Genomic DNA, 26,548 nt, shown 5'->3' on the forward strand with positions numbered 1-26,548 from the left:
ACTTTAAAATCCTTTTTTTTTTCACACAAACTTTCAAAAATTATTGAAAATATTATAATTATGAAAAATTTAATCATTCATTTAGTTCTGATTTTTTATTTCGGAGGAAAAACGAAAAGACTCAACTTTTAAAATTTATTGCTATGAAAACTTTTATTAAATATGATTATTATACCCAAATGTTTGTCGCTTTGAGCTTTATCATACTTTTGATTACAGATATTGCAGTTTTTGAAAAAGGTTATAGCTGGTTAGGATATTTTTTAATGGCAGCTTTCCACACGGTAAGTTTCCTGATTAGAATGTTTTCAAAAGATTATTCCAAAAGCACAGAATTTAAAATTTATTCATTTATAAGTCTTACAATTCTTATCTCACTGCTGCTTATAATGATCTTTGACGATATAGATTGGGTGACAAATTTTATAGGATTTATTTTAATGTTTGGAATTCCTCTTACACCAATTTTGGCAATCTGTTATTTAATTATTGTTTATAAAGACTATCATGAATTAGTGCAAAATTCTTAATGATTTAAAATTATAAAAATGAAAACCCTGCAAAATCACACCCTGATCTACGACAACGAATGTCCGATTTGTAATATCTATTCTAAAGGTTTTATAAAATCCGGAATGTTGAATGAAAGTGGAAGAGAAGCCTTTACTGAACTAAGTTTTAAGAATAAAAACCTCATCGATTTCAACCGTGCAAAAAATGAAATAGCTTTAGTTGATCACAACAAAAATAAGGTAATTTATGGTTTAGACAGTTTGCTTTTGATTATCGGAAACTCGTTTCCAAAATTAGAGAAAATTGCAAGAATACAACCTTTGTATTGGTTTTTCAAAAAGCTGTATTCATTCGTTTCTTACAACAGAAAACAGATTATTCCATCAAAAAATGATGATATCAAGAATTCTTGCGTTCCAGATTTCAACTTGAAATATAGATTGATTTATATAGGTTTTGTTGCTCTTTTTTCGGGATTGGTTTTGGGTATTTTTAGTTCTAACTTAGGCTTAAATTTAAATCAGAATTTCGCCAGAGAATTAATCATTTGCTTAGGGCAAATTGTTTGGCAAACTTTATTTTTAAGAATGTATTTAAAGGAGAAAAATTGGGATTATCTCGGAAATATGATGACGGTTTCCTTAATCGGAACCTTGCTTTTAGTTCCTGTTTTATTCATCAATTCAAGTCCTTTTTTCAATCTTAGTTATTTTGGAATTGTAGTTTTCATCATGTTTTTAGAACACATCAGAAGATGCAGAATTTTAAAATTAAATCTTCTTCCTACAATATCTTGGATGCTTTTCAGATTGACAGCTTTGGCAATCATTATTTGGTTAAATTTCTAAAAAAACGCAAAATGAATCATCTTGAACTCACCAAAAAAGTAGTATGGAAGATCTTAAAAAGCTTTCCGTAAAAGAAATGTTGATAGAAAATAATATCTCTTTGCCATGGCTTTTATATCTCTATTCTTAGCTTACAAAGGATATTACTGGGCAGCGCTTCCGTTTTCTGGATTCTATTTTTTGACTGCCTTAAGACAGGTTCACAACGGATTTCACAATTCTTTAGGAACCGGTAAATTTCTCACTTGGCTTTCAATGTATCTCAACAGTATTTTGATGATGGCATCTATTCATGCTGTGAAATTTAATCATATCAGACATCATAAATTTTGTCTTTCCGAAGAAGATTATGAAGGAAAATCGGCTTCAATGAAATGGTATGAAGCCATTTTATACGGACCGAAACATATGTTCTTAATTCATTGGATGACTTTTAAATTAGCCAATAAAGACTACAAAAAGAATATGTTTTTAGAATTGATTTCGATTGCTGTTTTTGTTTTCATTGCTTTTTATTTCCAGATTGATTTTTTAATATATCATGTTTTAATTATGTTTTTTGGTGAATTTTTAATGGCATTTTTTGCAGTTTGGACGGTTCATCACGACACCCACGAAACTCCAAACATTGCAAGAACCCAACGAGGATTTTGGAAAAATAAATTGACCTTCAGCATGTTTTATCACATGGAACACCACCTTTTTCCCGCAGTTCCTACCATAAAATTACCTGAATTAGCAGCAAGAATCGATAACGTTTTGCCGGAACTAAATAAGAAGCAAACATTTTAAAGGTATAAAAAATAGAGTCCCGAAGGGACGACTTAAATCAGGATAGGATAAAATCCTATCAAATAAAAAATTAAATCATGTCTACAATCCATTTAACAACAATCATCAAATCAGATATCCACAACGTTTACGATTTGTCAAGAGATATTGATTTGCATCAAAAATCAACTTCAAAAACCAATGAAAAAGCAATTGCGGGAAGAACTTCAGGAATGATTGAACTCAATGAAACGGTAACCTGGAGAGCAAAGCATTTAGGATTTTACCAAACCCATACTTCAAAAATTGTAGATATGAAGAAGCCTTATCAATTCACAGATGTTATGTTGAAAGGAAGATTTAAATCTTTTAAACATCAGCATATTTTCAGAGAAGATGGCAAAAACACGATAATGACAGATATCTTAGAGTTCGAATCACCTTTTGGAATTATCGGTCAATTGTTCAATTATTTTTTTCTGAAAAATTATATGAAAAAATTTTTAGTAAAAAGAAATGAGATGATTAAAAATGCAGCAGAAAATAATAAAATAAACACTTAGTATTAGAACTGTCATGCTGAGCGAAGTCGAAGCATCTCACGCAAGACCATTAAATATAAACAACCAACCATCATGAAATTTTTAAAAGCCGAATGGCGAAAGTTAGCCATCATCAACTACGAAATTAATCCCGATATATTATTAAAATATCTTCCAAAAGGAACAGAATTAGACTTCTACCAAGGGAAATGTTATGTAAGTTTGGTTGGATTTATGTTTTTAAATACCAAATTATTGGGACTTTCAATTCCTTTTTATCGAAACTTTGAAGAAGTGAATTTAAGATTTTATGTTAAGAAAAAAGAAGGACACGAATGGAAACGGGGAGTAGTTTTCATCAAAGAGATTGTTCCGAAATATGCATTAAGTGTAATCGCAAATTCCGTCTATAAAGAGAATTATAAAACTTTAAAAATGAAAAATCATATCAAATTTACTGATGACGATTTGATTGTAAAATACTCATGGAAAGATAAAGAGTGGCATTCTATGCAGATTACGGCCGAAAATAAATCTAGAACGATGGAAGATGATTCTGAATTTGAGTTTATCACAGAGCATTATTGGGGTTTCACGAAAAAAGATGATAAAACCTCAGAATACGAAGTTTGCCATCCAAAATGGGAGTGGTATATGGTGAAAAATTACCAGCTTGAAGTTGATTTTAAAAAAGTCTACGGAAAAGATTTTGAATGTTTAAATCATCAGAAACCAATCTCTGTAATGCTTGCAGAAGGCTCTGAAATCGAAGTGAGAATGAAGAAATATTTGGTGCAAAAGTAAAAAGAGCCAAGTGAAAAGTAAGTTGTAAATTTTTAAAAAAGTTAGTATTAGAAATGTCATGCTGAGCGAAACCGAAGCATCTCACACAAAACCATTAACGAGCAACCAACAACTAAAATAAAATCCAATGAAAATAATCATCGCTGCCGGAACCGGTTTCCTCGGAAAAAATCTCGAAAAATATTTTACCGAAAAAGGAAATCAAGTGTATATTTTAACGAGAAATCCAAAACGAAAAAACGAAATTTTGTGGGATGCAAAAACATTAGGTGAATGGAAAAATTTGCTTGAAAATTCAGATGTTTTAATCAATCTGGCGGGAAAATCTGTCGATTGTCGATATACAGACAAAAACAAACAGGAAATTTACGACTCAAGAATTAATAGCACAAAAGTACTTCAGCAAGCGGTTGATAACTGTATCCACAAACCAAAAATATGGTTGAATGCAAGTTCGGCAACAATTTATGTTCATTCAGAAACACATTTAAATACAGAAGAAAAAGGGATAATCGGCGATGATTTTTCGATGAACATCTGTAAAAGCTGGGAAAAAGAATTTTTTAAAACTGAAAATGAAGAAACTAGAAAAGTTGCATTAAGAACATCGATTGTTTTAGGAAATAATGGGGGAGCTTTTACCAAATTAAAATTGATTACAAAATTGGGTTTGGGCGGAAAACAAGGAAGAGGAAACCAAAATGTAAGCTGGATTCATATTAATGATTTTTGCAAAGCTGTAGAATATATTATTGAGAATAAAAATCTTTCAGGAGAAATTAATATAACTGCTCCAAATCCTTTGTCTAATGAAGAATTTATGCGAAAATTAAGAAAAGAAATGAAAATTCCATTGGGTTTAAACGCTGCAGCTTTGCAACTGGAAATCGCTTCCATATTATTAAAAACAGAAACCGAATTATTATTAAAAAGCCGAAACGTTTATCCTGAAAAATTAATGAATAACGGTTTTAAATTTACTTATCCAAATGTTGAAATTGCATTTAAAGATTTGGTTTAGCAAAAAATGAAAACTGAGGAAGAAAACTCGAAAAAACAACCGTTTGTGAATTTATCAAATGATGATTAAATTAGCGAAAAACTAAACTTTATGTTAAGTAAAAAAACTAAAACACTATTTTTCTCATCATTACTCATATCATCTACTTTTTTTTCACAAGCGCACAATGTTTCGGAAGGTTATCAAAAACCTACAGATCCGATGGTCATTCAAAATCTTGAAAATTGGCAGGATCTTAAATTCGGACTCTTCATGCATTGGGGAACGTACAGCCAATGGGGAATTGTCGAAAGTTGGAGTCTTTGTCCCGAAGATGAATCCTGGACTCAAAGAAAACCTGAACACGGAAAATCTTACAATGAATATGTAGAAAACTACAAAAACCTTCAGAAAACTTTTAATCCGACGAAATTCAATCCTCAGAAATGGGCAGATGCAACAAAAAAAGCGGGAATGAAATATGTGGTTTTCACAACAAAACATCACGATGGTTTTGCGATGTTTGATACGCAACAGTCTGATTATAAGATTACTTCTTCAAAAACTCCTTTCTCTAAAAATCCAAAAGCGGATGTGACAAAGGAAATTTTCAATACATTTCGAAATGACGGCTTCAAAATCGGAGCCTATTTTTCAAAACCCGATTGGCATTCCGATGATTATTGGTGGTCGTATTTTCCGCCAAAAGACAGAAATGTAAATTACGATCCGAAAAAGTATCCTGAAAGATGGAACAGTTTTAAAAATTTCACTTTTAACCAGTTAAATGAAATCACTTCAAACTATGGTAAAGTAGATATTCTTTGGTTAGATGGAGGTTGGGTTCGTCCGTTTCACACCATAGATCCAAATGTTGAATGGCAAAGAACGATCAAAGTTGAACAGGATATTGACATGGATAAAATCGGAACAATGGCTCGAAAAAATCAACCCGGAATTATCGTTGTAGACCGTACTGTTCCTGGAAAATGGGAAAATTATGTAACTCCCGAACAAGCCGTTCCCGAAAAACCTCTTACAATTCCTTGGGAGAGCTGCATTACGATGGGTGATTCATTTTCATATGTTCCCAATGACAATTACAAATCGTCTCAAAAAATCATTGAAACTTTGGTTAAAATAATTTCACGAGGTGGAAATTACCTGATGAATATTGCTCCCGGACCAAACGGAGATTATGATGCGATCGTTTATGAAAGATTAAAAGAGATCTCAGCTTGGATGAATGACAATCAATCTGCAGTTTTTGCAACAAGAGCTATTGCGCCTTATCATGATGAGAATTTTTATTATACTCAAAGTAAAGACGGCAAAACTGTGAATGTTTTCCATTTGGATGAAAAAACAAATTATGAATCTCCGGAGACATTAAGCTTTGCAATTCCTGAAAATTTTAAACCTAAGTCAGTGAAAATTTTAGGTTTAAAAAATAAAATTCAATGGAAAAAAACAGGCAATTCAATTGAACTCGTCTTACCAAAAGAAAGAACTCAATTAAAATATTCAACCGTAATTCAAATTACACAATAGTTGAATTTGTAATTAAAGTGACCTAGGAAATCGGAGCGTTAAGAAAATAAAGTCTGTTCTCTAAAAATTCTATTGTTTGAGCGCGAAACAAATGTTGAACTGAAAAACCAACATCAAATTCGCGCGAGTTTAGAATTTTTAGAGAACAGATTTTATTTTTAGCGGAGAGTTCCAAGTCTTGAATTTTTGGTTCTTTTGTCTTGAAACAAAAGAACAATAATTAAATCAAATTATTTATGTGCTTTAAATTTCGTTTTAAAATTACAGTAATTTCATTATTGAGCACGACATTTATTACCGCTCAAAAACCTTTATACAAAGATCCCAAACAACCTGTTGAAGCTAGAGTCCAGGATTTGCTAAAACGTATGACTCCCGAAGAAAAATTCTGGCAATGTTTTATGATTCCCGGAGATTTGGACAATGTTCCGAAAGGTCAATATTCCCACGGAATTTTCGGATTGCAGGTGAGTGCAGGAAATCAGGGTGGTGGAGTTGCCGGACAATTACTGAAATACAATGCCAATGAAGATGCGGAAAGATTAGCAAAAAAAATCAATGCCATTCAAAAATATTTTGTTGAAGAATCGCGATTGGGAATTCCTATTATTCCTTTTGATGAGGCTTTACACGGATTAATGCGTGAAGGTGCAACCGCTTTTCCACAGGCGATCGGTTTGTCGACAACCTTCAATCCTGAGTTAATGAAAGAAGTTTCAACAGCCATTGCTAAAGAATCAAAATTGAGAGGAATTCGTCAGATTTTAACTCCGGTTGTGAATTTGGCGAGTGATGTTAGATGGGGAAGAATAGAGGAAACGTATGGCGAAGACCCGTTTTTGACTTCTGTAATGGGTGTAAATTTTGTCAGTTCTTTTGAAAATATGAGAATTATTACCACTCCGAAGCATTTTTTAGCAAATGTAGGTGAAGGCGGAAGAGATTCATATCCAATTCATTGGAGCAAAAGATATTTGGAAGAAACGCATTTAATTCCTTTTCAAAAAGCTTTCAATCAAGGGAAAAGCCGTTCGGTGATGACTTCTTATAATTTGTTGGATGGAAGACCTTCAACCGCAAATCATTGGTTATTGACCGAAAAATTAAAAAACGAATGGAATTTCAAAGGTTTTGTCATCAGCGATGCAAGTGCGGTTGGCGGTGCAAATGTTCTGCATTTTACGGCAAAAGATTATGACGATGCTTCTGCACAAGCTATCAATGCGGGACTTGACGTGATTTTTCAGACAGAATATCAACATTATAAATTGTTTATTCCGCCGTTTTTGGATGGACGAATTTCGAAGGAGAGAATTGATGATGCCGTTTCGAGAGTTTTGAGAGCAAAATTTGAACTGGGTTTGTTTGAAAATCCTTATGTTTCCAACAAAAATATTGAAGAATTAAAGAAAATCAATCATAAATCTTTAGCCGAAAAAACAGCTGTTGAATCTTTTGTTTTGCTTCAAAATACTCATCAGACACTTCCAATTTCTGAAAATGTAAAGAAGATTTTGGTTGTTGGAACCGATGCGGTTGATGCAAGATTGGGAGGTTATTCCGGGCCGGGAAATAAGAAAGTAAGTATTTTGGATGGAATTAAAAATTTCGTTAAAAATAAAAATATTGAAATCACTTATTCAAAAGGAATCGATTGGAATCTAAAGAATTTTGTCACTGTTCCGAGCGAGTTTTTATCTTTCGAAAATAAAAAAGGATTAAAAGGAAATTATTTTTCCAATTCAGATTTAAAAGGATACCCTGCTTTTGAAAAACAGGACGAACAATTGAATTTCAAATGGACCTTGTATTCTCCAAACCCTGAAAAACTACAGCCAGACAATTACAGCGTTCGATGGACAGGAAAATTGGAAGCTCCAAATTCAGGAAAATATCAACTAGGTTTAAGAGGAAATGACGGTTTTAGATTGTATTTAAACGGAAAATTATCGATCGACAATTGGGAAAAGCTAAGCTATTCAACGAAAACGGTTGAGCTTGATCTTAATAAAGGTCAAAAATCTGATATTGTTATTGAGTTTCATGAAAATAGGGGAGAAGCAAACATAGAACTGATCTGGAATTATGGTATAAATAATTACCAAAAAGATTTTAATGATGCTTTAAAATTAGCTGAAAATGCAGATTACATTATCGTTACCGCAGGAATTCATGAAGGCGAATTTCAAGACCGTTCTTCCTTGAGTCTTCCGGGAAATCAGGAGCAATTTATTGATGAAGTTTCAAAATTAAATAAACAAACAACAGTGATTCTGGTCGGTGGTTCTGCGATAAAAACGACTGATTGGAAAGATAAAGTGGGCGCGATCTTAGATATTTGGTATCCAGGAGAAGAAGGTGGAAATGCGGTTGCAAAAGTTCTTTTTGGAGCTGAAAATCCTTCAGGAAAATTGCCAATTACGTTTCCAATCGAGGAAGGTCAGTTGCCTTTAACATATAATCATCATCCGACAGGAAGAGGAAATGATTACCATGATTTGAGTGGCGAACCGTTGTATCCGTTTGGTTTTGGATTGAGTTATACGACTTTCGAAATTTCTGATTTACAATTAAATCAAACAAAATATTCTGAAATCGACACCATTGTAGCAAAAGTCAATGTGAAAAATACAGGTTCAAAAGAGGGAAGCGAAGTTGTTCAGTTATATGTAAAAGATTTGCTAGCTTCAGTTTCAAGGCCCATTTTAGAGTTGAAAGGTTTAAAAAAAGTATATTTAAAATCGGGAGAGTCTAAACAGATCTCGATTGAAGTTCCGGTAAAAGAACTACAGTTTTTAGATGAGAAAATGAACTGGATCGTGGAAAAAGGAACCTATAGGATTTTTGTAGGAAATTCTTCAAAAAATCTTCCTTTAAAACAGAGTGTTGAAGTTCAATAAATTGAAGTTATAAAAATATGGTACGATATCTGTAATAATCACTTTAAACCTGAATGAAATTAATTGGTTTTAAAATCATTCAAAAAAATTAAATGTTATGAAAAAGCTATTGATATCAACCATTTTGTTAGTAGGATTGTCAACAGGTGTTTTAGCACAGAAACATCCAACTCCGCCGCCACATCCTTCGAAAACACAATTATACAACAGTAAACTGAATGAGTTAAATAAAAGGTACAATACTGAAAAAAAACTGATCATAAATCATCCGATTGCTACCAAAAAAATGAAACAAGATCAGCTTAAAGCTTTAAACGTACGTTATCAAAACGAAAAGAAATTGTTGAGATCTGCCAAATAGATGTACAAAATATGGTAAAATGAAAATTTGAACAAGTGTTTAATTTTACGATATTTTTACTATTAAATAAATTTATTAAAAGAGAATACGTTTTTGTGTTCTCTTTTTTGTTTATAATTAAATGAAAACCATGTTCGTTATGCATTGCTTCACGAATTTTCAGAAACGCAAAACATCCAATATTTTTCCTTAAATTCGCATAAAAATTTTAAGCTAATGAATTACGATATTATTGTCATCGGAAGTGGTCCTGGTGGATATGTTACAGCAATCAGAGCGGCACAATTGGGTTTCAAAACTGCAATTATCGAGAAAGAAAACTTAGGAGGAATCTGCCTTAACTGGGGATGTATTCCAACCAAAGCTTTGTTGAAGTCGGCTCAGGTTTTTCATTATATTAATCATGCAGAAGACTATGGTTTGAATAAAGTGGAAGCTAGTTTTGAGTTTCCAAACGTTATTCAGAGAAGCCGTGGTGTTGCTTCTAAAATGAGCAAAGGAATTGAGTTCTTGATGAAAAAGAACAAAATCGATGTTGTTTTAGGAACTGCAAAAGTACAAAAAGGTAAAAAAGTTTCTGTTACAGATAAAGAAGGAAAAGTAACTGAATATACAGGAACTCACATTATTTTGGCTACAGGGGCTCGTTCTAGAGAGTTGCCAAATTTACCTCAAGATGGTAAAAAAGTAATCGGATACAGACAGGCATTATCTCTTCCTGAGCAGCCAAAATCTATGATCGTTGTAGGTTCTGGAGCTATAGGAGTTGAGTTTGCTGATTTTTATAACACAATGGGTACCAAAGTAACTGTTGTAGAATTTTTACCAAACATCGTTCCTGTAGAAGATGAGGATATTTCTAAGCATTTAGAAAAATCTCTTAAGAAATCAGGGATCGAGATCATGACAAATGCTTCTGTAGAAAGCGTTGACACAAGCGGAAACGGTGTGAAAGCTACTGTAAAAACTGCAAACGGAAACGTAACTCTTGAAGCTGATATCTTGCTTTCTGCTGTAGGAATTGCTGCAAACATCGAGAACATTGGTCTTGAAGAAGTGGGAATTCAGACAGATAAAGGCAGAGTTTTGGTAAACGAATGGTACGAAACTTCAGTTCCTGGTTACTATGCAATCGGAGATATTATCCCAACTCAGGCTTTGGCGCACGTTGCTTCTGCTGAAGGTATTACTTGTGTAGAAAAGATCAAAGGAATGCACGTTGAGAAAATCGACTATGGTAATATTCCTGGATGTACTTACTGTCACCCGGAAGTTGCTTCTGTTGGTCTTACCGAAAAGCAGGCTAAAGAAAAAGGTTACGAGCTTAAAGTTGGTAAATTCCCTCTTTCTGCAAGTGGAAAAGCTACTGCAAACGGAAATACAGATGGTTTCATTAAAGTGATCTTTGACGCTAAATACGGTGAGTGGTTAGGTTGTCACATGATCGGTGAAGGTGTAACTGATATGGTTGCTGAAGCGGTTGTTGCTAGAAAATTAGAAACGACTGGTCACGAGATCATTAAGTCAATTCACCCGCATCCAACAGTTTCTGAAGCAATTATGGAAGCTGCTGCTGCTGCTTATGGTGAAGTGATTCACATTTAATTTTTCGCTTTGACAGAGGTGTAAATCTTTGACGAAGTTCAATAATATTAAAACCACAGATTTTGTCTGTGGTTTTTCTTTGTCTTAAATAACTTTTTCATTTTTATCTCGCATATTTTATTAATTTTATCCACTTAATAAAGTACAAATTATATGTTTAAAAAATTAGCTGCGGAAGCTTTAGGATTGGGTGATATCGGTAAAATTATTCCATCTCAGGATTATGATAAGGTAGATTCTGATGATTATATTTTATCTGAAGATAATGAGAAAATATTCTTTTTAATTAAATCTAAAAGAGACGAATACTGTTTTACAAACAGAGCGTTAATTCATATCGACGGAGCAAGTGCACTGGATAGAAAACGAGTTTTGAGAAGATACGAATATTATCAGTTTCCTTTTTCAAATATAGCTCTTCAAACTGCAGGAACGATCGACTTGGATGTTGAAATTTCATTTGATATCGGAAATGTTCCTTTGATGATCAGTGTTGCGAAAGGTCAGATTGATCAGTTGAAAGACCTTTATAAAGCGCTTTTGGCTATTCAGCAGGAAGTTCATCATAATCATTCTTTGCTGAATTTTTCAAATGACAGTATACAGAAAGCAATTGGTAGTGTTGCATCAGGAAAACAGGAAAATGTTTCAAAAAGTCAGGAATTAAGAGCGATCAACGAGTATATTTTTGCCTGGAATACCAACAGTTTTGATAAATATAATCAAAAAGATTTTTCAAGAATTTTTGAAAAATATATTAATAATTAGGATTTAAAATTCTATTTATAAAATTAAACCACAGATTTTGTCTGTGGTTTTTTGTTTAAATAATTAACAAAATATTTAGATTTCTTAAATGTAATGTTTAAGGATGTTTTCTTACATTTATTTAATGAACTTTGAAAGAACAGGATTGGTTTTATCAGGCGGCGGTACCAAAGGAATCGCTCATGCTGGAGTATTAAAATTCTTGAACGAACAAAATATTGATGTAGATATTCTGGCTTGCTGTAGCGCTGGTTCTATTGTGGGCTGCCTTTATGCAATCGGGAAAAAGCCTGAAGAAATTTTAGATTTCTTCCAATCGGTGTATTTTTTTAATTGGAAACATTTTACATTTAATCAGCCTGGTTTGGTTTCTTCGGTGATTTTTAATACTTATCTGAAACCGATTTTCAATGATATGAAGATTGGTGATCTTGACAAAGAAGTAAAGATCGTTGCAACCGAATTGGTTGGTGGAACTGAGAAAATTTTTGATAATGACTTTTTGATTACTGATGCTATTATCGCTTCATGCTCGATCCCCGGCATTACAACACCTTATATTTTAGGCGAAGAAATGTTCTGTGACGGAGGTGTTTTGAATAATTTTCCGGCAGATATTATCCGTGATGATTGTGATAAATTGATCGGGGTGTTTGTTTCGCCTCCTCACGATATTAAAATCGATGATTTGAAGACGATAAAATCAATTGTTTCGCGATCATATGATTTGCTTTCTTATCGCATCGAAAAGGTGAAATTTGAGCATTGCGATTGGTTGATTTCGTCTCAGGATTTATCAAGCTACGGAACTTTTGAACGTAAAAAAGACCGTTTAGAACAAATATTTAATATAGGATATCGTGCTGCCAAAGAAAGCTTTGCAGAAAGTAATTACTTTACGCAGTTGAAAAAGTTTGGTTCTTAAAACAAAAAAACTCTCACTTTAAAGCGAGAGTTGATGAGTTTTAATTTTTTACGACTTGTGCATCTTGTCTTACCAAAGTTTCGCCGTTTCCATCGATGACAACTAAGGTATAAGGTGCTTTTTTCGGAGAGTCTGTTAAATAATTCCTCCATACCTGATAAAGAGTCCCGTTATTATTAAATTCGAAATAATAATTACCTCCCGATCCGTCCGGAACTAATTCTCCGTTACTGATAATCATACTCGGTTTTGCCGTAATTTTTGTATTGGCTCCCCAAGATTGATACAGGTAATTTCCATTCGGTTGTTTATCGATTCTTACTTTGAATTTTTTTGTTTTAATAATAACCGTTTTAGGAACATTCTGAAAATATCCTGTTCCATTATCTTCTGTAAAATTTGAAGTTTGTTTTAAATCGTGAGCGGCAATAAGGGAAAACTGAGCGATGCACAAAGTTCCCAATAATAATTTCTTAATCATGTTGATTTTGTTTTAATTATAAGATGGGAATCAAATTTAAAGCCAATAAACTATTTCATTTTTTACTTGAAATCATCGATGAAAGATAGTTTTTCATATTCTAAATGTAAAATTTCCCTCCTCCTTTGTTCTTTAATGTCTATATTTCCAACCTTAATTTCAAAACTTTATAAGATTTAATAAGGAGATCAAAAAAATCTTTTTTAGATGATTTTTTCTCAATTATTACTGTAATGTATTTTGTTTATTTCTCCAAAACTAAAACAAATACTTGAAGTCTTTAAAAATAATTTTTGCTCAAAAGAGGATTGCTTAATATTAATTTTTAAGTATGATGCAGGGTTCATTGGAAATTTGATTTCCAGAGGTGTCATTTATAATCAGTGCATAAGGCGGAATAGGATCACCTGTAACTTGATTATAACGCCAAACTTGATAAACGTATCCACCCTTTTTAAACTCATAATAGTAATGACCTTCAGTACTATCATTTAGAATAAGATTTCCATTCTTAATAATCATACTTGGTTTTGAGGTCAATTTTGAATTCACACTCCAAGATTGGTAAAGGTATTTGCCATTTTCTTGCTTGTCAATTTTTATCTTTAATTTTTTTGTTTTAATGATAACTGTTTTGGGTACTTTTTGAAAATTATTGACATAAGATATCAAAGGATTATGTATTGATTCAACTGGAATTTCATTAGCATATGCTAATGAAAATTGTGATATACAGAAAGTTCCTAATAAAATTTTTTTGATCATTTTATAGCATTTAATTTGTTAAATGATTATAATCCAAATATAATGCCGTTCACAATTCATCAAAGATTTCTATTTCAAGAAACAGTAGCAGTATAACTTGCGAAAGCCTCTTCCAGACTGTTGAATCTTCCCTTAAAATTGTTGATGTTACAATCCTGAATGATATTTCCCTGATGAATAAGAATTACTCTTGTGCAAAGTGCTTCAACCTCCTGCATAATGTGTGTAGAAAGTAAAACTGTTTTTTCTTTCCCGATTTCTTTTACCACATTTCTGATTTCTAAAATCTGATTGGGATCTAAACCGTTCGTTGGCTCATCTAAAATCAATAAATCGGGTTGATGAATAATAGCCTGTGCTAAACCAACTCTTTGCTTGTAACCTTTAGAAAGCTGACCTATTTTTTTAGATTTTTCGGGAGTAATTCCGACCAATTCTATGACCTCATCCACTCTTGCTTCAGAAATTTTATGAATATTGGCAACAAACTGCAGATATTCTTTTATATACATTTCCAGGTAAAGCGGATTGTTTTCAGGAAGAAATCCTATATTTTTTTTGCTTTCAATTTCGTACTCTGAAATATTTTTTCCGTTAAAGATAATTTCACCCTCATCAATTTTCAGTGCACCGACAATAGATTTCATCAAAGTAGATTTTCCGGCTCCGTTAGGACCCAAAAGACCGATGATTTCACTTTTATCAATGTTGATGTTGATATTGTTTAGAGCAGTCTGCTCACCAAATTTCTTTGTTAGATTAATTACCTGAAGAGACATAGTACAATGAAATATTTTGACAAAAATAGAAATAAAAAAACTCATTCGGTAGGAATGAGTTGATATATATTATAAAAACGGATTTATTTTCTCTTTTTCGGAGATTTTTCCGGAGTTTTCGGAGTGTTGTTTTGATAAGTATTTGCTGAGCTTTGAGCCGAGGTATTATTCATCGCATTTACCGGGGTTTGTTTTACTGCAGATTTGGTGTACAATGCAGCTTTTGGAGTTCCAATACCGAAGATTTTATCAATCTGTTTTTTATTTAAAAACTGAGATTTACCGACGTACTTTTTATTTTTGTTGATATATTGAATAATCTGTACCGTTGGCTGACCGTAGTTTCTCTCGTATTGAAGTTCAATAATATCATTAGGAAGTTCTAAAGAAATGTTTCCGGTAGGTTGATCAATAAACCCATCAGTAATCATTTTATAAAGTTCCTGCACATCACCGTTCATATCATTAAATGAAAATGACCTGAAAGTGTTCAAATTACTCGTGTTGATATCCTGATAATTAAAAGTGAATTTATTTTCTTTTTTATATAAGCCGACAGAGTTGTCTTTTCCTATTTCAATTAATGTTTCATTTTTCAGAACCTTTATCTGTGAGAATGCCGATATTCCGGAAAATAAAGTGAGGAGTAAAATTATTTTTTTCATACTATTGTAAATTTAATATTTTGGTTGATAATGCTAATTTACAGATAAAATCACAAACACCATTTTTTTTATACTAAGCAAAAATAATGTTTTTTTTTAATTTGTCTTTTTTTGAATATTATGCAAATCGTAATATATAGTGAAGAAAATGACTTTAAAATTCAATTTTATTCTACGTATCTAGAATTTTTTATAAAAGTATTAATGCTTAAAAGTTAGATCTCAATAAATTACACAAGAACTGTAGGTAATTTGTCTAAAGACATATGTGATCTCATTTTTTAACAATATAAATATCTTTACATTGGGTTTGTTTATAGGTTAATAGTTTTAATGTATTTAAATACAATACTTTAAGTATATCAAGGTTTTTATTTAAAATTTTAATTAAAATTTAATATTAAATAAAAATATGTAAGCTATTCAAAAAGATATAAATAAATTTTTTATAAATCAATTGGAATCAAGAGTTATACCAAATAAGATTTATTATAAAAATTAACTTAATCCTTAGCTTAAAAACCAAATTTCAAATCTACTTCCCTGATCCAATGCTTTATAATTGAGATAACCTTTATGTGCTTCCATAATACTTTTACTGAGTGTTAATCCAATTCCGGAACCCGCATTTCTTGTTGTAAAAAACGGAAGAAAAATCTTATCCTGAATTTCCTTTTGAATTCCGATTCCGCTATCTTCCACACTCAGAATAATACGTTTATTGATTGTTTTTATTTCTGTTTTGATGATTCTTTCATTTGTATTAGAAACTGCAAAAATAGCATTGAGATAGAGATTAATTAAACAACGTTCGATCATTTTTTGATCTGCAAAAACCATCTGATTCTCTAATGAATTAACAATCTTGATATTATTCTTCTCAAATTCCGGCTTCAGGAAATTAAGCGCAGACTCTACAATATGAGTCAAGGAAATTGTTTTGAAAACAGGTTTTGGCAGTTCTGCAACCTGTCTGTAATCGTCTACGAAATTTAGCAATTGTTTTGATTTGTTATTGATAATCATCAGACTTTCTTGCATATCCTGTTGATCTTCTTTTTCAATGACATCCTGATTAGCAATATATTCCAGATTTTGAATCAAACTGTTTACAGGCGTTAAAGTATTAAGCAATTCATGAGAAATCACTTTCATCAGATTATTCCAGGCTAATTTTTCCTTTTGCTCAATAATTTTCTGAACAGATTCTAAACTGATGATACAAAAACGGTTTTTTACATTTTCAACTTTCTTAGTTCTGAGAGAAAATGATTGTTTAGTATTTTCATTAATTGAAATATCAAAGAATTCCTGTGAATTTTCATATTGAGTTTGCTCAATAATCTTATAAAAATTCGGTGTTTTATTTTTGTAAAGATTCCAGTGATTGTATTTCGGAATTTCCAGAATTTCCAGAAAAATAGGATTCACATAAAAAACTTCCCATTGATTATTTTTCTCAGAGAGAATCATCAATCCTATTTCTAGTTGATTCAATATTTCTTCATATAAAAGCTTATAAGAAGAATGAGAAAGATGTTCTTCTTTGCTTTGATAATAGAGTTTTACAGCATTTTCAACCAGACTGTTTTCGTCGGTTTCAGGAAATAATGAAAAATCTTTTTTCTGAATGGCTAAAAGCAATTTTTCTGTTTTTTGAATATAAGACAAGGCCGAAGTTTGCGCAAAAAAAATACAAACCAAACTTATTGCGGAAAACAGGAAGCAATTGATCCACCTGTTTTGCGAATAAAAATCAAAAGCAAAAATTCCGCTGACAATTGCAAGCAGAATAAATAATAACCAAAAAAACTGTTGTTTTTTCATTGTTTTTTCAACGTTCATTGATAGGATTTTATCCTATCCTTTATTAAATCATTCCTTCGGAACTCTCAAAATAACATTAGAGTGGTCACACTGATCGAAGTCAAAGTATTTCAATTCTATCAACCAAGAACGATTAACTAATAACCAAATCACAACTCAAATTTTTCCATTCTTCTATATAATGCGGCTCTCGATAATCCTAAATCTTCTGCGGCAAGAGAGATATTTCCACGATGTTTTTTTAATGCTTTTTTAATCAGAATCCCTTCCATTTCTTCGATGTTGAGATTGATGATTGTTTTTTCCGATTCTTCATCTTGGGGCATCAATAATTTCAGGTTTTTCTCATTAGAAAGAATCACACTTCGCTCAATACAATGATCGAGTTCACGAATGTTTCCAGGCCAGGAATAGGTGGTCAATTCACTAATTAGAGATTCATTTAAAACTAAATCTGGTTTGTGATATTTCTGCTTATACTTATCTAAAAAATAATTGGCTAAAGTCGGAATGTCTTCCAATCGATCTCTCAGACTCGGAATTTGCAATTCAACAGTATTAATTCTGTAATACAAATCCTTCCTGAATCTGTTTTCTGAAACTGCTTTTTTAAGATTTTCGTTCGTTGCAAAAATAAATCTTACGTCCAGTAATCTCTCTTTACTTTCACCGATTCTTGACAATTTTCGGTTCTGAATTAAACTTAATAATTTGGTTTGAAGATGAAGCGGAAGATTTCCAATCTCATCTAGAAAAACTGTTCCATTTTGAGCATTTTCAATCTTTCCGGAATAATCCTGATTGGCATCCGTAAACGCTCCTTTTTTGTATCCAAACAATTCGGCTTCAAACAAACTTTCTGAAAGGCTTCCTAAATCGATGTGTACGAAAGGCTGATTTTTTCTTTCAGACAATTCGTGAATGTGTTCGGCTAAAACATATTTTCCGGTTCCGTTTTCTCCTAAAAGTAAAATGTTTGCATCAGTTGGTGCAACTCTCGTAATCTTATCCATCACTTCCTGCATTGCAAAAGACTTCGTTTCCAGCTGGTATTGATTGGTTTTGATGCTCACATTTTCCCATTGATTGAGCTTTTTATTTTTTCGGGAAATATCGACAGCGAGATTAACGGAAGCGAACAACTTTTCATTATTCCAGGGTTTTAAAATAAAATCAGAAGCACCGTTTTTCAAAGCTTCAACAGCCAATTCTACTTCACCATAAGCGGTCATGAGAATGATTGGAAGTTGCGGTTCTAAGGTTTTAATTTCCTGCATCCAATACAAACCGTCTTTTCCGCTTTCAAAACCTTTCCTGAAATTCATATCAAGAATAACTGCATCAACCTGTTGCTCAGTTAAAAACTTCAAAATATTTTTTGGCTGACTGAGACAGCTCACTTCCGTGAAAAATTTCTTCAGCCACACTTTTGCCGAAAACAAAATATCCTCGTCATCATCCACAATTAAAATATGAGCTTCTTTTTTTCGCATTTCTTTTTATTTGGTTGTCGGTTGATAGTTTTTTAGTTAATAGTTATTTAGTTGCTAAAGATTTAGAATAGAATTCAAAAACAATCAACTAATCACTGACATCTATCAACTAAATTTGTCCGTTTTCGCACAAAAAGTGTCCGATAATGAACAGTTTTAAAATTAATTAAAATATATTTAATCACATTATCAAAGAGTTATAAGATTATAAATCTCTGGCATCTGAATTGACTAATTGTCTGTAAGTAAAATAGTTATCTTAAATATGGATACGAAAATAGTAAAAAAGAAGTCTAAACTAAAATTAATATTAATCATCACGGTTTCTGCTTTGGCGGTTTTGGTTTTTGGATGGTATTTTCTCAATCAGAAAAAAACATTTAATGTAAAGTTAGAAGATATTCAAACTGATGTGGTGACGAAAGGAAAATTCGAAGATATGTTGATGGTAACAGCACAAACGCAATCTCTTAACTCTTCTCTTATAAATGTTTTGGAAGGTGGTGCTGTGAAAGAAATCTTTGCAGAAGACGGACAAATGCTAACAAAAGGACAACCTATTGCGAGAGTTTACAATCCGAATACAGAATTTAATTATCTGAATCAGGAAACCGGGATTATGCAGCAAATTAGCCAAATGAGAAGCTCGCTTTTAGAACTGAAGAATCAGGAGTTTAATCAGGATAAAGAATTATTGCAGTCTCAGAATGATTACAATACAGCTTTGCAGGCTTATAATCTTCAGAAAAGATTGTACGATGCAGAAATCGGAAAGAAAACCGATTATGATATGGCTTCCCAAAATCTTAATTATCAAAAACAACGAAAACAAATTGTGGAAAAAGGGAGTACCAATGAAAAAACATCCAGAAACTCTCAGTTTGCAGCCATTAATAATTCGATTAACCAAATGGAAAAAAGTTTGGATATTTTGCGCTCTAATAAAAATAATTTCCTAATTATGGCGCCGGTTTCCGGAAGGTTGTCTTCATTTAATATTTCGCTTGGACAAAATTTGACAACTGGTGAAAGCATCGGAAAAATAGATTTGATGGGTGGTTACAAACTGATTGCAAAAGTGGATGAATATTATATCAACAAACTTCAAGTCGGTATCAAAGGAAGTCTGGAAAGCAATACTAAACAGTATGAAGTAATTATCACAAAAATTCTTCCAGAAGTAAAAGACGGACAATTTTCTGTGGAAATAAATTTTATTGATGCAAAAATTGAGAATTTAAAAATCGGGATGACTTTCGGAGTGAAGCTGAAACTTTCTGCCGATACACAAAGTATGATGATTCCGAAAGGGAATTTTTATAAAGACACCAACGGAAAATGGATTTTCGTTCTGAAAAATAATAAAGCGGAAAAACGAGATATCAGTTTGGGAAGAGAAAACCCAATGTATTACGAAGTTGTTTCAGGATTGAAAGCTGGAGAAACCGTTATTACTTCAGATTATTCTGAACTTAAGAAATACGAAATATTAGATATAAAAAAATAAAATAAGCATGATTTGGATTAAAAAACTTTGGACATTAATTATTCTTTTAATTTCAATTTTAAACTTTTCACAAGAAAAATTAACTCCTAAAGCAGATGAAAGAGTAGAGATTGTAAGTATTGTTTTTCGATTGGCAGGAGCTAAAGAATATAGCAGTGATTACAATAAAAAATATGCAGCAGATATCAATACTTATTTTGATGCCTATAAAAACTCAGGAATTGTTGAATTTATTAAAGAAAACAGAAACAAAAACAGTTTAGGAAATGATGCAGTAATGTCGATGGCACTTCATTTATCTTTTAAAAATGGAAAATTCAGCCAGATAAAAGAAAAAGTAAATTTATTGGATAAAAGATGGGAAAAAGTAGATAAGAAACAGTTTGTTTCTTTGTTGAATCAATTTTACAAAACTACAAATTTTCAGCAGTTTTTTAATAACCATTCAGCAGATTATAAAAAAGGAGAAAACGTATATCAAGCAACTATTTTGTCTGATTTTAATCAAGATTGGTATTCTAAATTTTATGGTAAAAAAGCCAGTGAAGATTACAACATTATTTTAGGTCACGGAAACGGTGGTGGAAATTATGGAATTAAAACTCATCCCGAAAAACAAAAAGAAACTGTAAATGCAGTAGTTGGAATGTCATCTTTTGATAAGGATGGAAACGCAATATTTGATAAAAACGAGTTTCACCCTTTACTGATTCATGAGTTCAACCATTCATTTATTAATTATATTTTAGAAATGGGCGATAACAAGTCCAAATTAGAAAATTCGGCCAAGATTATTTATGAATTAGTGAAAGAAGACATGGAATCTCAAGCTTACACCAATTGGGAAATCATGATTAATGAAAGTTTGGTAAGGGCTTCTGTCGTTCGTTATATGATAGATAATAAATATTCGCAAAAAGAGATCAATGAAGAAATTTCCATTCAGGAAAAAAGAAAATTTTTATGGATAAAAGACTTAGTGGAATTGTTAGGGAAATATGATAACAACAGGAAACAATATCCGACACTAGAAAGTTTTTATCCTGAGATTATTTCTTTCTATAATCAGTTAGCACCAAAATTTAAAACTTTTATGAATGATTATGAAAAAAATCAGCCTAAAGTACTGTCTATTTATCCAGATATCTGGAACAAAAATGATGTAGATCCTTCGATTAAAGAAATCATAGTCAATTTTGACAGAGAAATGGCAGAAGGATCTTCTATCAATTTGGGAAGTACAGGAAAAGAGCATTTTCCTTTGATAAAAAATGAAGGTTTTGTCAATAACCATAAAGGAATAAAACTTTTGACAGATATGAAACCTAATACAGAATATGAGTTTGTACTGACAGATAATAAATTTAAGTCGAAAGAAGGTTATCCTCTAAAAGAAACTGTGATAAAATTTAAAACAAAATAAAAATTAATCTAAAAAAATAAAACATACCTATGAAAACTTTAGCAATATTATTTCTTACCACTTTTGCAACACACTCTTTTCAGGCTTCTGCAAACTCCAATTTTTATATAGAAAATCAAAGTATCAAGTCTTCTCAAATCGAAACAAAAACCATCGCCTTAGAACATTTTGATGGCATTGCTTCTGATATGGTTTTTGATGTAGAAGTGGTAAAATCTAACGAAGAAAAAGTTGTGATTAAAAGCAATTATCTTCAATTCGTAGAAGTAAATGTGAAAAATAGTGTATTGAAAATCGCTTACAAAAGGGGCCAGTCGTTAGAAAACGTAGATACCAAAATTGTTGTTTATGCAAAAGATATTAAATCTGTGAGTTCAGGAATTGGCTCTATTGTAAAAATTAAGGGTGATTTTGATATTCAAAAATTTTCTACAGTGAGTGGAGGAAAAATTTATGGTGATTCTAATGCTAAAAAAGTAACGATCAATACAGAATCCGGGAGCTTGGTTTCAGGAACTATCAATACAGAAAACCTTGTCTTGAATTCAAAATCCGCAAGCACAATAGATATTCAGGGGAAAATTTCAAAAGCGATAATCAATTCAGAACATGCTTCTAAAATTATTGCAATCAAAGCTAATATTACCACAGCATTGGTAGACGCAAGATCGGCTTCTTCGGTAAGTGTAAGTGTGTCTAAAGAATTGACTGCATCTGCAAATTCATTAGCAAAAATCAGATACAAAAAACTGTCATTAATCAAATTTTCCGCAAGCAGAGAATCTGGTGGAACGATTGATTCAATCTAATTTCAAAAAAATGCAAAAACTATTATTAATCACAATCATTATCTGTCTTTCTACAGCTATAAAGGCACAAAGTTTTGATTTTAAATGGGAAAAAGATTCGCTTAATGGAAAGATGGTTGACAAAATAGCAATGAGTGTACCTTTTACTATTGAGAACAAAACTTATCGATTTCAGTTTGACTTAGGTGCTAATATGACGTTAGTTTATGATAAATGTTTCGAAAAAACTGAATTGATTAAGAATAAGAAAATAGATCAACCTATGGAAGCGGCAGGTCATAAAGTTTTTACCGTTGACAATCAGAATTTCAGTGTTGGAAAAATAAAAATAGAAAATTACAAACTTCACGGACTTTTGAATTTCGATCAGGAAGAAGCTTGTGGCGTTATAGGAGCAGATTTGTTTCAAAATAAATATTTAATTATTGACTTTCCAAACAAAAAAGCAATGGTAAGTGAGAAGTTGAAACCCTCTAAAAACATTGACTTTGTTGACATCAAAATCATTAATAATAAACCAATTATTCCTTTGAAGATTGATGGTAAAGTTTATCATTTTCAATACGATAATGGCGCAAGTATTTTTCCGATTGTTTCTTATAAAAAGAATTTCCAAAATTTAATTGATTCGTCTAAGATTATTGAAAACTTTAATATCAGGAATTTTAATAATCCATTAATCGTGAAAGCGATAGAAACAAATAAAGAAATTATCATCGGAAAATCATCTTTTAACACCAACGAATTCTGGTTTACGGATGAGGATTATTTTTCCCTCAAACAGCAAGGAATTGACGGAATCATCGGAAATGTATTCTTTTTAGATAAAACAATTGTAATTGATTTTAAAAATAAAAAATTCGGAATAATAATTTAAACAACATAAAAAATGATAAATATTCAAAACCTTTCAAAAGTATATAAAACCGAAGACGTACAAACCAATGCGCTTAATAATGTAAGTCTGCAAATCAAAGAAGGTGAATTTGTAGCCATAATGGGACCTTCAGGTTGTGGTAAATCTACTTTCCTTAATATCCTTGGGTTGTTAGATAGTGCTTCTTCCGGTTCTTATCAGTTTGAATCTACTGAAACAATCGGAACTTCTGAAAAGAAAAAGTCAGAAATCAGGAAGAAAAACATAGGTTTTATTTTCCAAAATTTTAATCTGATTGATGAATTAACGGTTTATGAAAATATAGAATTGCCTTTAATTTATAATGGAGTTTCTTCTTCAGAAAGAAAAAAACGCGTGGAAGAAATTATGGAAAAAATCAATATTGCGCACAGAGCAAAACATTATCCACAACAACTTTCCGGAGGTCAGCAACAAAGAGCTGCCGTTGCGAGAGCTTTGGTTACAAAACCAAAACTGATTCTTGCCGATGAACCAACAGGAAATCTCGACAGCTCTAACGGAAATGAAGTGATGAATCTTTTGGCAGAACTTCACAGAGAAGGCTCTACAATTGCGATGGTAACGCACTCTTCTTACGACGCAGGTTATGCATCCAGAATCGTGAATATGAAAGACGGTGAGATTTTTTCTGAGGAACATTCTTCCCAAAGAAAAGATGTTTTCGAAAAAGCAGATGCCAAAAACTTCGGGTAATTATTAAAATGATGGAAGATAGATGTTAGATGCTGGAAGTTTATATGCAGTGAAAAAAAACATCCAGCCTCAATCACCCAGCTCCCAACCAAAAAACTAAAATTATGCTACAAAACTGGCTCAAAATTGCCTTCATCAATTATAAAAAGAATTGGCTTTCCACAATAATCAATTTGTTTGGATTGACGATTGGGCTTACCGGATTTATGCTCATTCTGATGCATTGGAATGATGAAGAATCTTTCGAAAAATGGAACCCAAAGAAAGATAATATTTATTATTTTCAGACGTACTACAAAAAAGATAACATTTATGGTGGTGCTATTTCGATACCTTTAGCTGAAAATGCATTGAAGCGAATCTCTGAAGTTCAGGATTATGTTTTGATGAGTGGTTCTGATATCGCTTATAAGATGACCACAAAAAACAAAACAGCTTATCAGGAAGGTGGGCTTGCTGCGTCGGAGAATTTTTTCAATCTGTTTCCATTCAAATTGGTGGCTGGAAGCTATAATGATGTTTTTAAAAATGATAACAATATTGCTATTTCTAATGTTGTGGCAAAAAATCTTTTTGGTAAAACTGAAGTTGCCGGCGAAACGATTAAAATTAATACTACAGATTATATTGTTACAGCGGTTTATGAGTTGCCGAAAGGAAACAGCCAGATAAAACCAGATTTTATTTTCAAACCTGCAGAACAGCTGAAAAACGATAAGGAAGCTTGGGGTAATTTCAATTATGGGTGCTTTTTCTTGTTGAAAAAAGATGCAGACCCGAGAAGTTTTGAGAAAAAATTTCTTGATATCATTATGCTGCGTGCAAAAATAAATTCTAAGGGTGCAGGAGTAACACCTCAGCAATTTATTGATACATATGGACCAACTGATTCATTGCTTACGCCGTTAGATAAAATAAAACTGCATTCAGAATCTACTTGGTTTGGGAAACCGGATTTTAAATCATTAATGATTCTGTTTACACTTTCTGTTCTGATTGTCATTTTATCAGCCATCAATTTTATTAACCTAAAAACAGCACAAGCTTCTCAAAGAGCTAAAGAAATTGGGGTAAGAAAAGCAATTGGAAGCACAAAATCTAGTTTGGTTCTTCAGTTCCTGATGGAAACTTTTTTAATCTGTTTTGCTTCGTATCTTCTGTCTTTGGCTTTAACAGAGCTTCTTTTGCCAAGTCTCAACAGGTTTTATAACAAAGAAATTGTGATGAGCGATTGGCGCATTTACTTCTATTCGTTTGCGATGGTGGCTTTGGTTACGGTTGTTTCCGGGCTTATTCCAGCTTTGTATTTATCTAATTTCAAAGCGATAGAAACTTTAAAAGGAAATTTCGCAAGAAGTAAAAACGGCGTTTGGCTGAGAAACGGAATCCTGACTCTGCAACTTATTATTTCTTCTTTTTTCATTATCGGTGGATTGATTGTTAATCAGCAGGTGAAACATATGATGGATAAAGATTTAGGTTTTAGTGGAAAACAAATTTTTCAAATCAATTTTAATGAAGACAACGGAGAACCTTGGCTTAAATATGAAAGACTGAAAACGGAGATGGCAAAGATTCCCGGTGTAGAAAGTGTTTCATTTTCAGAAGCGCCTCCTGGAACCAATAATCAGAGCAGTTCAAATATGGATTATTTGAATACGAGTATTCAGGCTCGTCACGGCTCTATGGATCATAATTATCTTCAGTTTATGGGTGTTAAATTGCTTAAAGGACGTTGGCTTGACCCCAAATTATCATCAGATACAATTAATAACGCCTTGGTAAATGAAGCTTTTCTAAGAAAATTTGGCTGGACAGTTGAGCAGGCAATGAAAAGAGAAGTAAGACCGGGATTTGATAATAAAGCTTATCATATTGTAGGAATTACAAAAGATTTCAACATCAGAAGTTTGAAGAGCGAAGTAGAGCCAATGATATTTTTTCATTACAGAGAAACTACCTGGAAAAGATATAATGTAAACAATATTCAGTTGAAATTAAAAGCAGACGATATTGACGGAACTGTAAAAAGACTGAAAACGTATTGGAAAGATAATGCAGAACCAGGTTATCCATTCAGCTCTTATTTTATTGATAAACAATTTGCTAAAACTTTTGAAACGTATCAGAAACAGCAGACGCTTTTCACGATTCTGAATGCAATGGTTTTGATGGTGGCTTTACTCGGATTATTCGCTTTATCGTCATTAATGATTGAACAAAAACTAAAAGATGTCGCAATCAAAAAAACTTTAGGTGCATCAGACGGAACTTTGATTGTAGGATTAACGAAACAATTCCTTTGGATTACCTTAATTGCTGTTCTGATAAGCATTCCAATCAGTTATTATCTGATGAATGAGTGGCTGAAAGATTTCGCCTACCGAATTGATATGCCGGTTTTACCATTCATTCTAAGTATGATTTTATTATTGATTTTAACATTTGCGGTGGTAAGTATTAAAGCCTACCAAGCTACAAAAGTGAATCTTGTGAAATATCTGAAATACGAATAATGTTGGAAGTTAGATGATGGAGGCTTTGTGTTTTTGAGAGCCTAACATTCACTTCCAGCTTCCATCATCCATCTTCCATCCAA

The 26,548-nt window shown here is 32.2% G+C and carries 24 protein-coding genes; 18 read left to right on the forward strand and 6 right to left on the reverse strand.

Annotation, left to right across the window (positions count from 1 at the left end):
* Positions 1–143 precede the first annotated feature (143 nt).
* The 12 genes from FDY99_RS17850 to FDY99_RS17905 all read left to right on the forward strand — a co-directional run bounded on the left by FDY99_RS17850 (position 144) and on the right by FDY99_RS17905 (position 12,588).
* A complete protein-coding gene (locus tag FDY99_RS17850; RefSeq protein WP_139423118.1) occupies positions 144–530 on the forward strand; it encodes a hypothetical protein in 387 nt (128 codons plus the stop codon).
* An 18-nt stretch (positions 531–548) separates the two neighbouring features.
* Positions 549–1,361 carry a thiol-disulfide oxidoreductase DCC family protein gene (locus tag FDY99_RS17855; protein WP_139423119.1) on the forward strand — a complete coding sequence of 271 codons (813 nt, stop codon included), beginning with the start codon at positions 549–551 and terminating at the stop codon, positions 1,359–1,361.
* Positions 1,362–1,466: 105 nt separating this feature from the next.
* Positions 1,467–2,153, forward strand: a complete 687-nt coding sequence (locus FDY99_RS17860) for a fatty acid desaturase (protein WP_228448829.1) — start codon at positions 1,467–1,469, stop codon at positions 2,151–2,153.
* Between the two features lie 77 nt (positions 2,154–2,230).
* Positions 2,231–2,695, forward strand: coding sequence for an SRPBCC family protein (locus FDY99_RS17865; protein ID WP_139423120.1), 465 nt, complete (start codon positions 2,231–2,233; stop codon positions 2,693–2,695).
* A gap of 72 nt (positions 2,696–2,767) precedes the next feature.
* Positions 2,768–3,478 carry a YqjF family protein gene (locus FDY99_RS17870; protein ID WP_139423121.1) on the forward strand — a complete coding sequence of 237 codons (711 nt, stop codon included), beginning with the start codon at positions 2,768–2,770 and terminating at the stop codon, positions 3,476–3,478.
* Positions 3,479–3,605: 127 nt separating this feature from the next.
* Positions 3,606–4,499, forward strand: coding sequence for a TIGR01777 family oxidoreductase (locus FDY99_RS17875; protein WP_139423122.1), 894 nt, complete (start codon positions 3,606–3,608; stop codon positions 4,497–4,499).
* Between the two features lie 90 nt (positions 4,500–4,589).
* Positions 4,590–6,029: an alpha-L-fucosidase gene (locus tag FDY99_RS17880; protein ID WP_139423123.1), complete on the forward strand. Its 1,440-nt coding sequence runs from the start codon at positions 4,590–4,592 to the stop codon at positions 6,027–6,029.
* Positions 6,030–6,265: 236 nt separating this feature from the next.
* Positions 6,266–8,929, forward strand: coding sequence for a glycoside hydrolase family 3 N-terminal domain-containing protein (locus FDY99_RS17885; RefSeq protein WP_139423124.1), 2,664 nt, complete (start codon positions 6,266–6,268; stop codon positions 8,927–8,929).
* A 97-nt stretch (positions 8,930–9,026) separates the two neighbouring features.
* Complete coding sequence (locus tag FDY99_RS17890; protein WP_139423125.1) at positions 9,027–9,290, forward strand: hypothetical protein; 264 nt, start codon at positions 9,027–9,029, stop codon at positions 9,288–9,290.
* A gap of 216 nt (positions 9,291–9,506) precedes the next feature.
* Positions 9,507–10,895: a dihydrolipoyl dehydrogenase gene (gene lpdA / locus FDY99_RS17895; protein ID WP_139423126.1), complete on the forward strand. Its 1,389-nt coding sequence runs from the start codon at positions 9,507–9,509 to the stop codon at positions 10,893–10,895.
* Between the two features lie 153 nt (positions 10,896–11,048).
* Positions 11,049–11,663, forward strand: coding sequence for a PH domain-containing protein (locus FDY99_RS17900; RefSeq protein WP_079465405.1), 615 nt, complete (start codon positions 11,049–11,051; stop codon positions 11,661–11,663).
* 124 nt (positions 11,664–11,787) lie between these two features.
* Positions 11,788–12,588 carry a patatin-like phospholipase family protein gene (locus FDY99_RS17905; protein ID WP_074230247.1) on the forward strand — a complete coding sequence of 267 codons (801 nt, stop codon included), beginning with the start codon at positions 11,788–11,790 and terminating at the stop codon, positions 12,586–12,588.
* Positions 12,589–12,628: 40 nt separating this feature from the next.
* On the opposite strand, the gene FDY99_RS17910 is transcribed toward FDY99_RS17905, so the two are convergent.
* From FDY99_RS17910 to FDY99_RS17935, 6 genes are all read right to left on the reverse strand, one after another.
* Positions 12,629–13,069: a hypothetical protein gene (locus tag FDY99_RS17910; RefSeq protein ID WP_139423127.1), complete on the reverse strand. Its 441-nt coding sequence runs from the start codon at positions 13,067–13,069 to the stop codon at positions 12,629–12,631.
* 318 nt (positions 13,070–13,387) lie between these two features.
* Positions 13,388–13,834, reverse strand: coding sequence for a hypothetical protein (locus FDY99_RS17915; RefSeq protein WP_139423128.1), 447 nt, complete (start codon positions 13,832–13,834; stop codon positions 13,388–13,390).
* A gap of 74 nt (positions 13,835–13,908) precedes the next feature.
* A complete protein-coding gene (locus tag FDY99_RS17920) occupies positions 13,909–14,613 on the reverse strand; it encodes an ABC transporter ATP-binding protein (RefSeq protein ID WP_139423129.1) in 705 nt (234 codons plus the stop codon).
* Positions 14,614–14,696: 83 nt separating this feature from the next.
* Entirely contained in the window at positions 14,697–15,278 is a 582-nt protein-coding gene (locus tag FDY99_RS17925) for a hypothetical protein (protein ID WP_228448830.1), read from the reverse strand.
* 510 nt (positions 15,279–15,788) lie between these two features.
* Positions 15,789–17,123 (reverse strand): sensor histidine kinase, encoded by a 1,335-nt coding sequence (locus tag FDY99_RS17930; protein ID WP_228448832.1) that lies wholly within the window; start codon positions 17,121–17,123, stop codon positions 15,789–15,791.
* Positions 17,124–17,254: 131 nt separating this feature from the next.
* Positions 17,255–18,598 (reverse strand): sigma-54-dependent transcriptional regulator, encoded by a 1,344-nt coding sequence (locus tag FDY99_RS17935; protein WP_139423130.1) that lies wholly within the window; start codon positions 18,596–18,598, stop codon positions 17,255–17,257.
* Between the two features lie 265 nt (positions 18,599–18,863).
* Between FDY99_RS17935 and FDY99_RS17940 the strand changes: the two genes are divergently transcribed.
* The 6 genes from FDY99_RS17940 (at position 18,864) to FDY99_RS17965 (ending at position 26,465) form a co-directional block, all read left to right on the forward strand.
* The gene (locus FDY99_RS17940) at positions 18,864–20,105 is read left to right on the forward strand and encodes an efflux RND transporter periplasmic adaptor subunit (RefSeq protein WP_139423131.1); all 1,242 of its coding nucleotides are present in this window, start codon (positions 18,864–18,866) and stop codon (positions 20,103–20,105) included.
* A 7-nt stretch (positions 20,106–20,112) separates the two neighbouring features.
* Positions 20,113–21,528 carry a DUF4932 domain-containing protein gene (locus FDY99_RS17945; protein ID WP_139423132.1) on the forward strand — a complete coding sequence of 472 codons (1,416 nt, stop codon included), beginning with the start codon at positions 20,113–20,115 and terminating at the stop codon, positions 21,526–21,528.
* Between the two features lie 29 nt (positions 21,529–21,557).
* Positions 21,558–22,337, forward strand: coding sequence for a GIN domain-containing protein (locus FDY99_RS17950; protein WP_139423133.1), 780 nt, complete (start codon positions 21,558–21,560; stop codon positions 22,335–22,337).
* Positions 22,338–22,347: 10 nt separating this feature from the next.
* Entirely contained in the window at positions 22,348–23,214 is an 867-nt protein-coding gene (locus tag FDY99_RS17955; protein ID WP_139423134.1) for a pepsin/retropepsin-like aspartic protease family protein, read from the forward strand.
* Between the two features lie 12 nt (positions 23,215–23,226).
* A complete protein-coding gene (locus FDY99_RS17960) occupies positions 23,227–23,949 on the forward strand; it encodes an ABC transporter ATP-binding protein (RefSeq protein WP_139423135.1) in 723 nt (240 codons plus the stop codon).
* Between the two features lie 104 nt (positions 23,950–24,053).
* Positions 24,054–26,465, forward strand: a complete 2,412-nt coding sequence (locus FDY99_RS17965) for an ABC transporter permease (protein WP_139423136.1) — start codon at positions 24,054–24,056, stop codon at positions 26,463–26,465.
* The last annotated feature ends 83 nt before the right edge of the window (positions 26,466–26,548 follow it).

Origin of the sequence: Chryseobacterium mulctrae (assembly GCF_006175945.1) — a bacterium.
Lineage (GTDB): Bacteria > Bacteroidota > Bacteroidia > Flavobacteriales > Weeksellaceae > Chryseobacterium > Chryseobacterium mulctrae.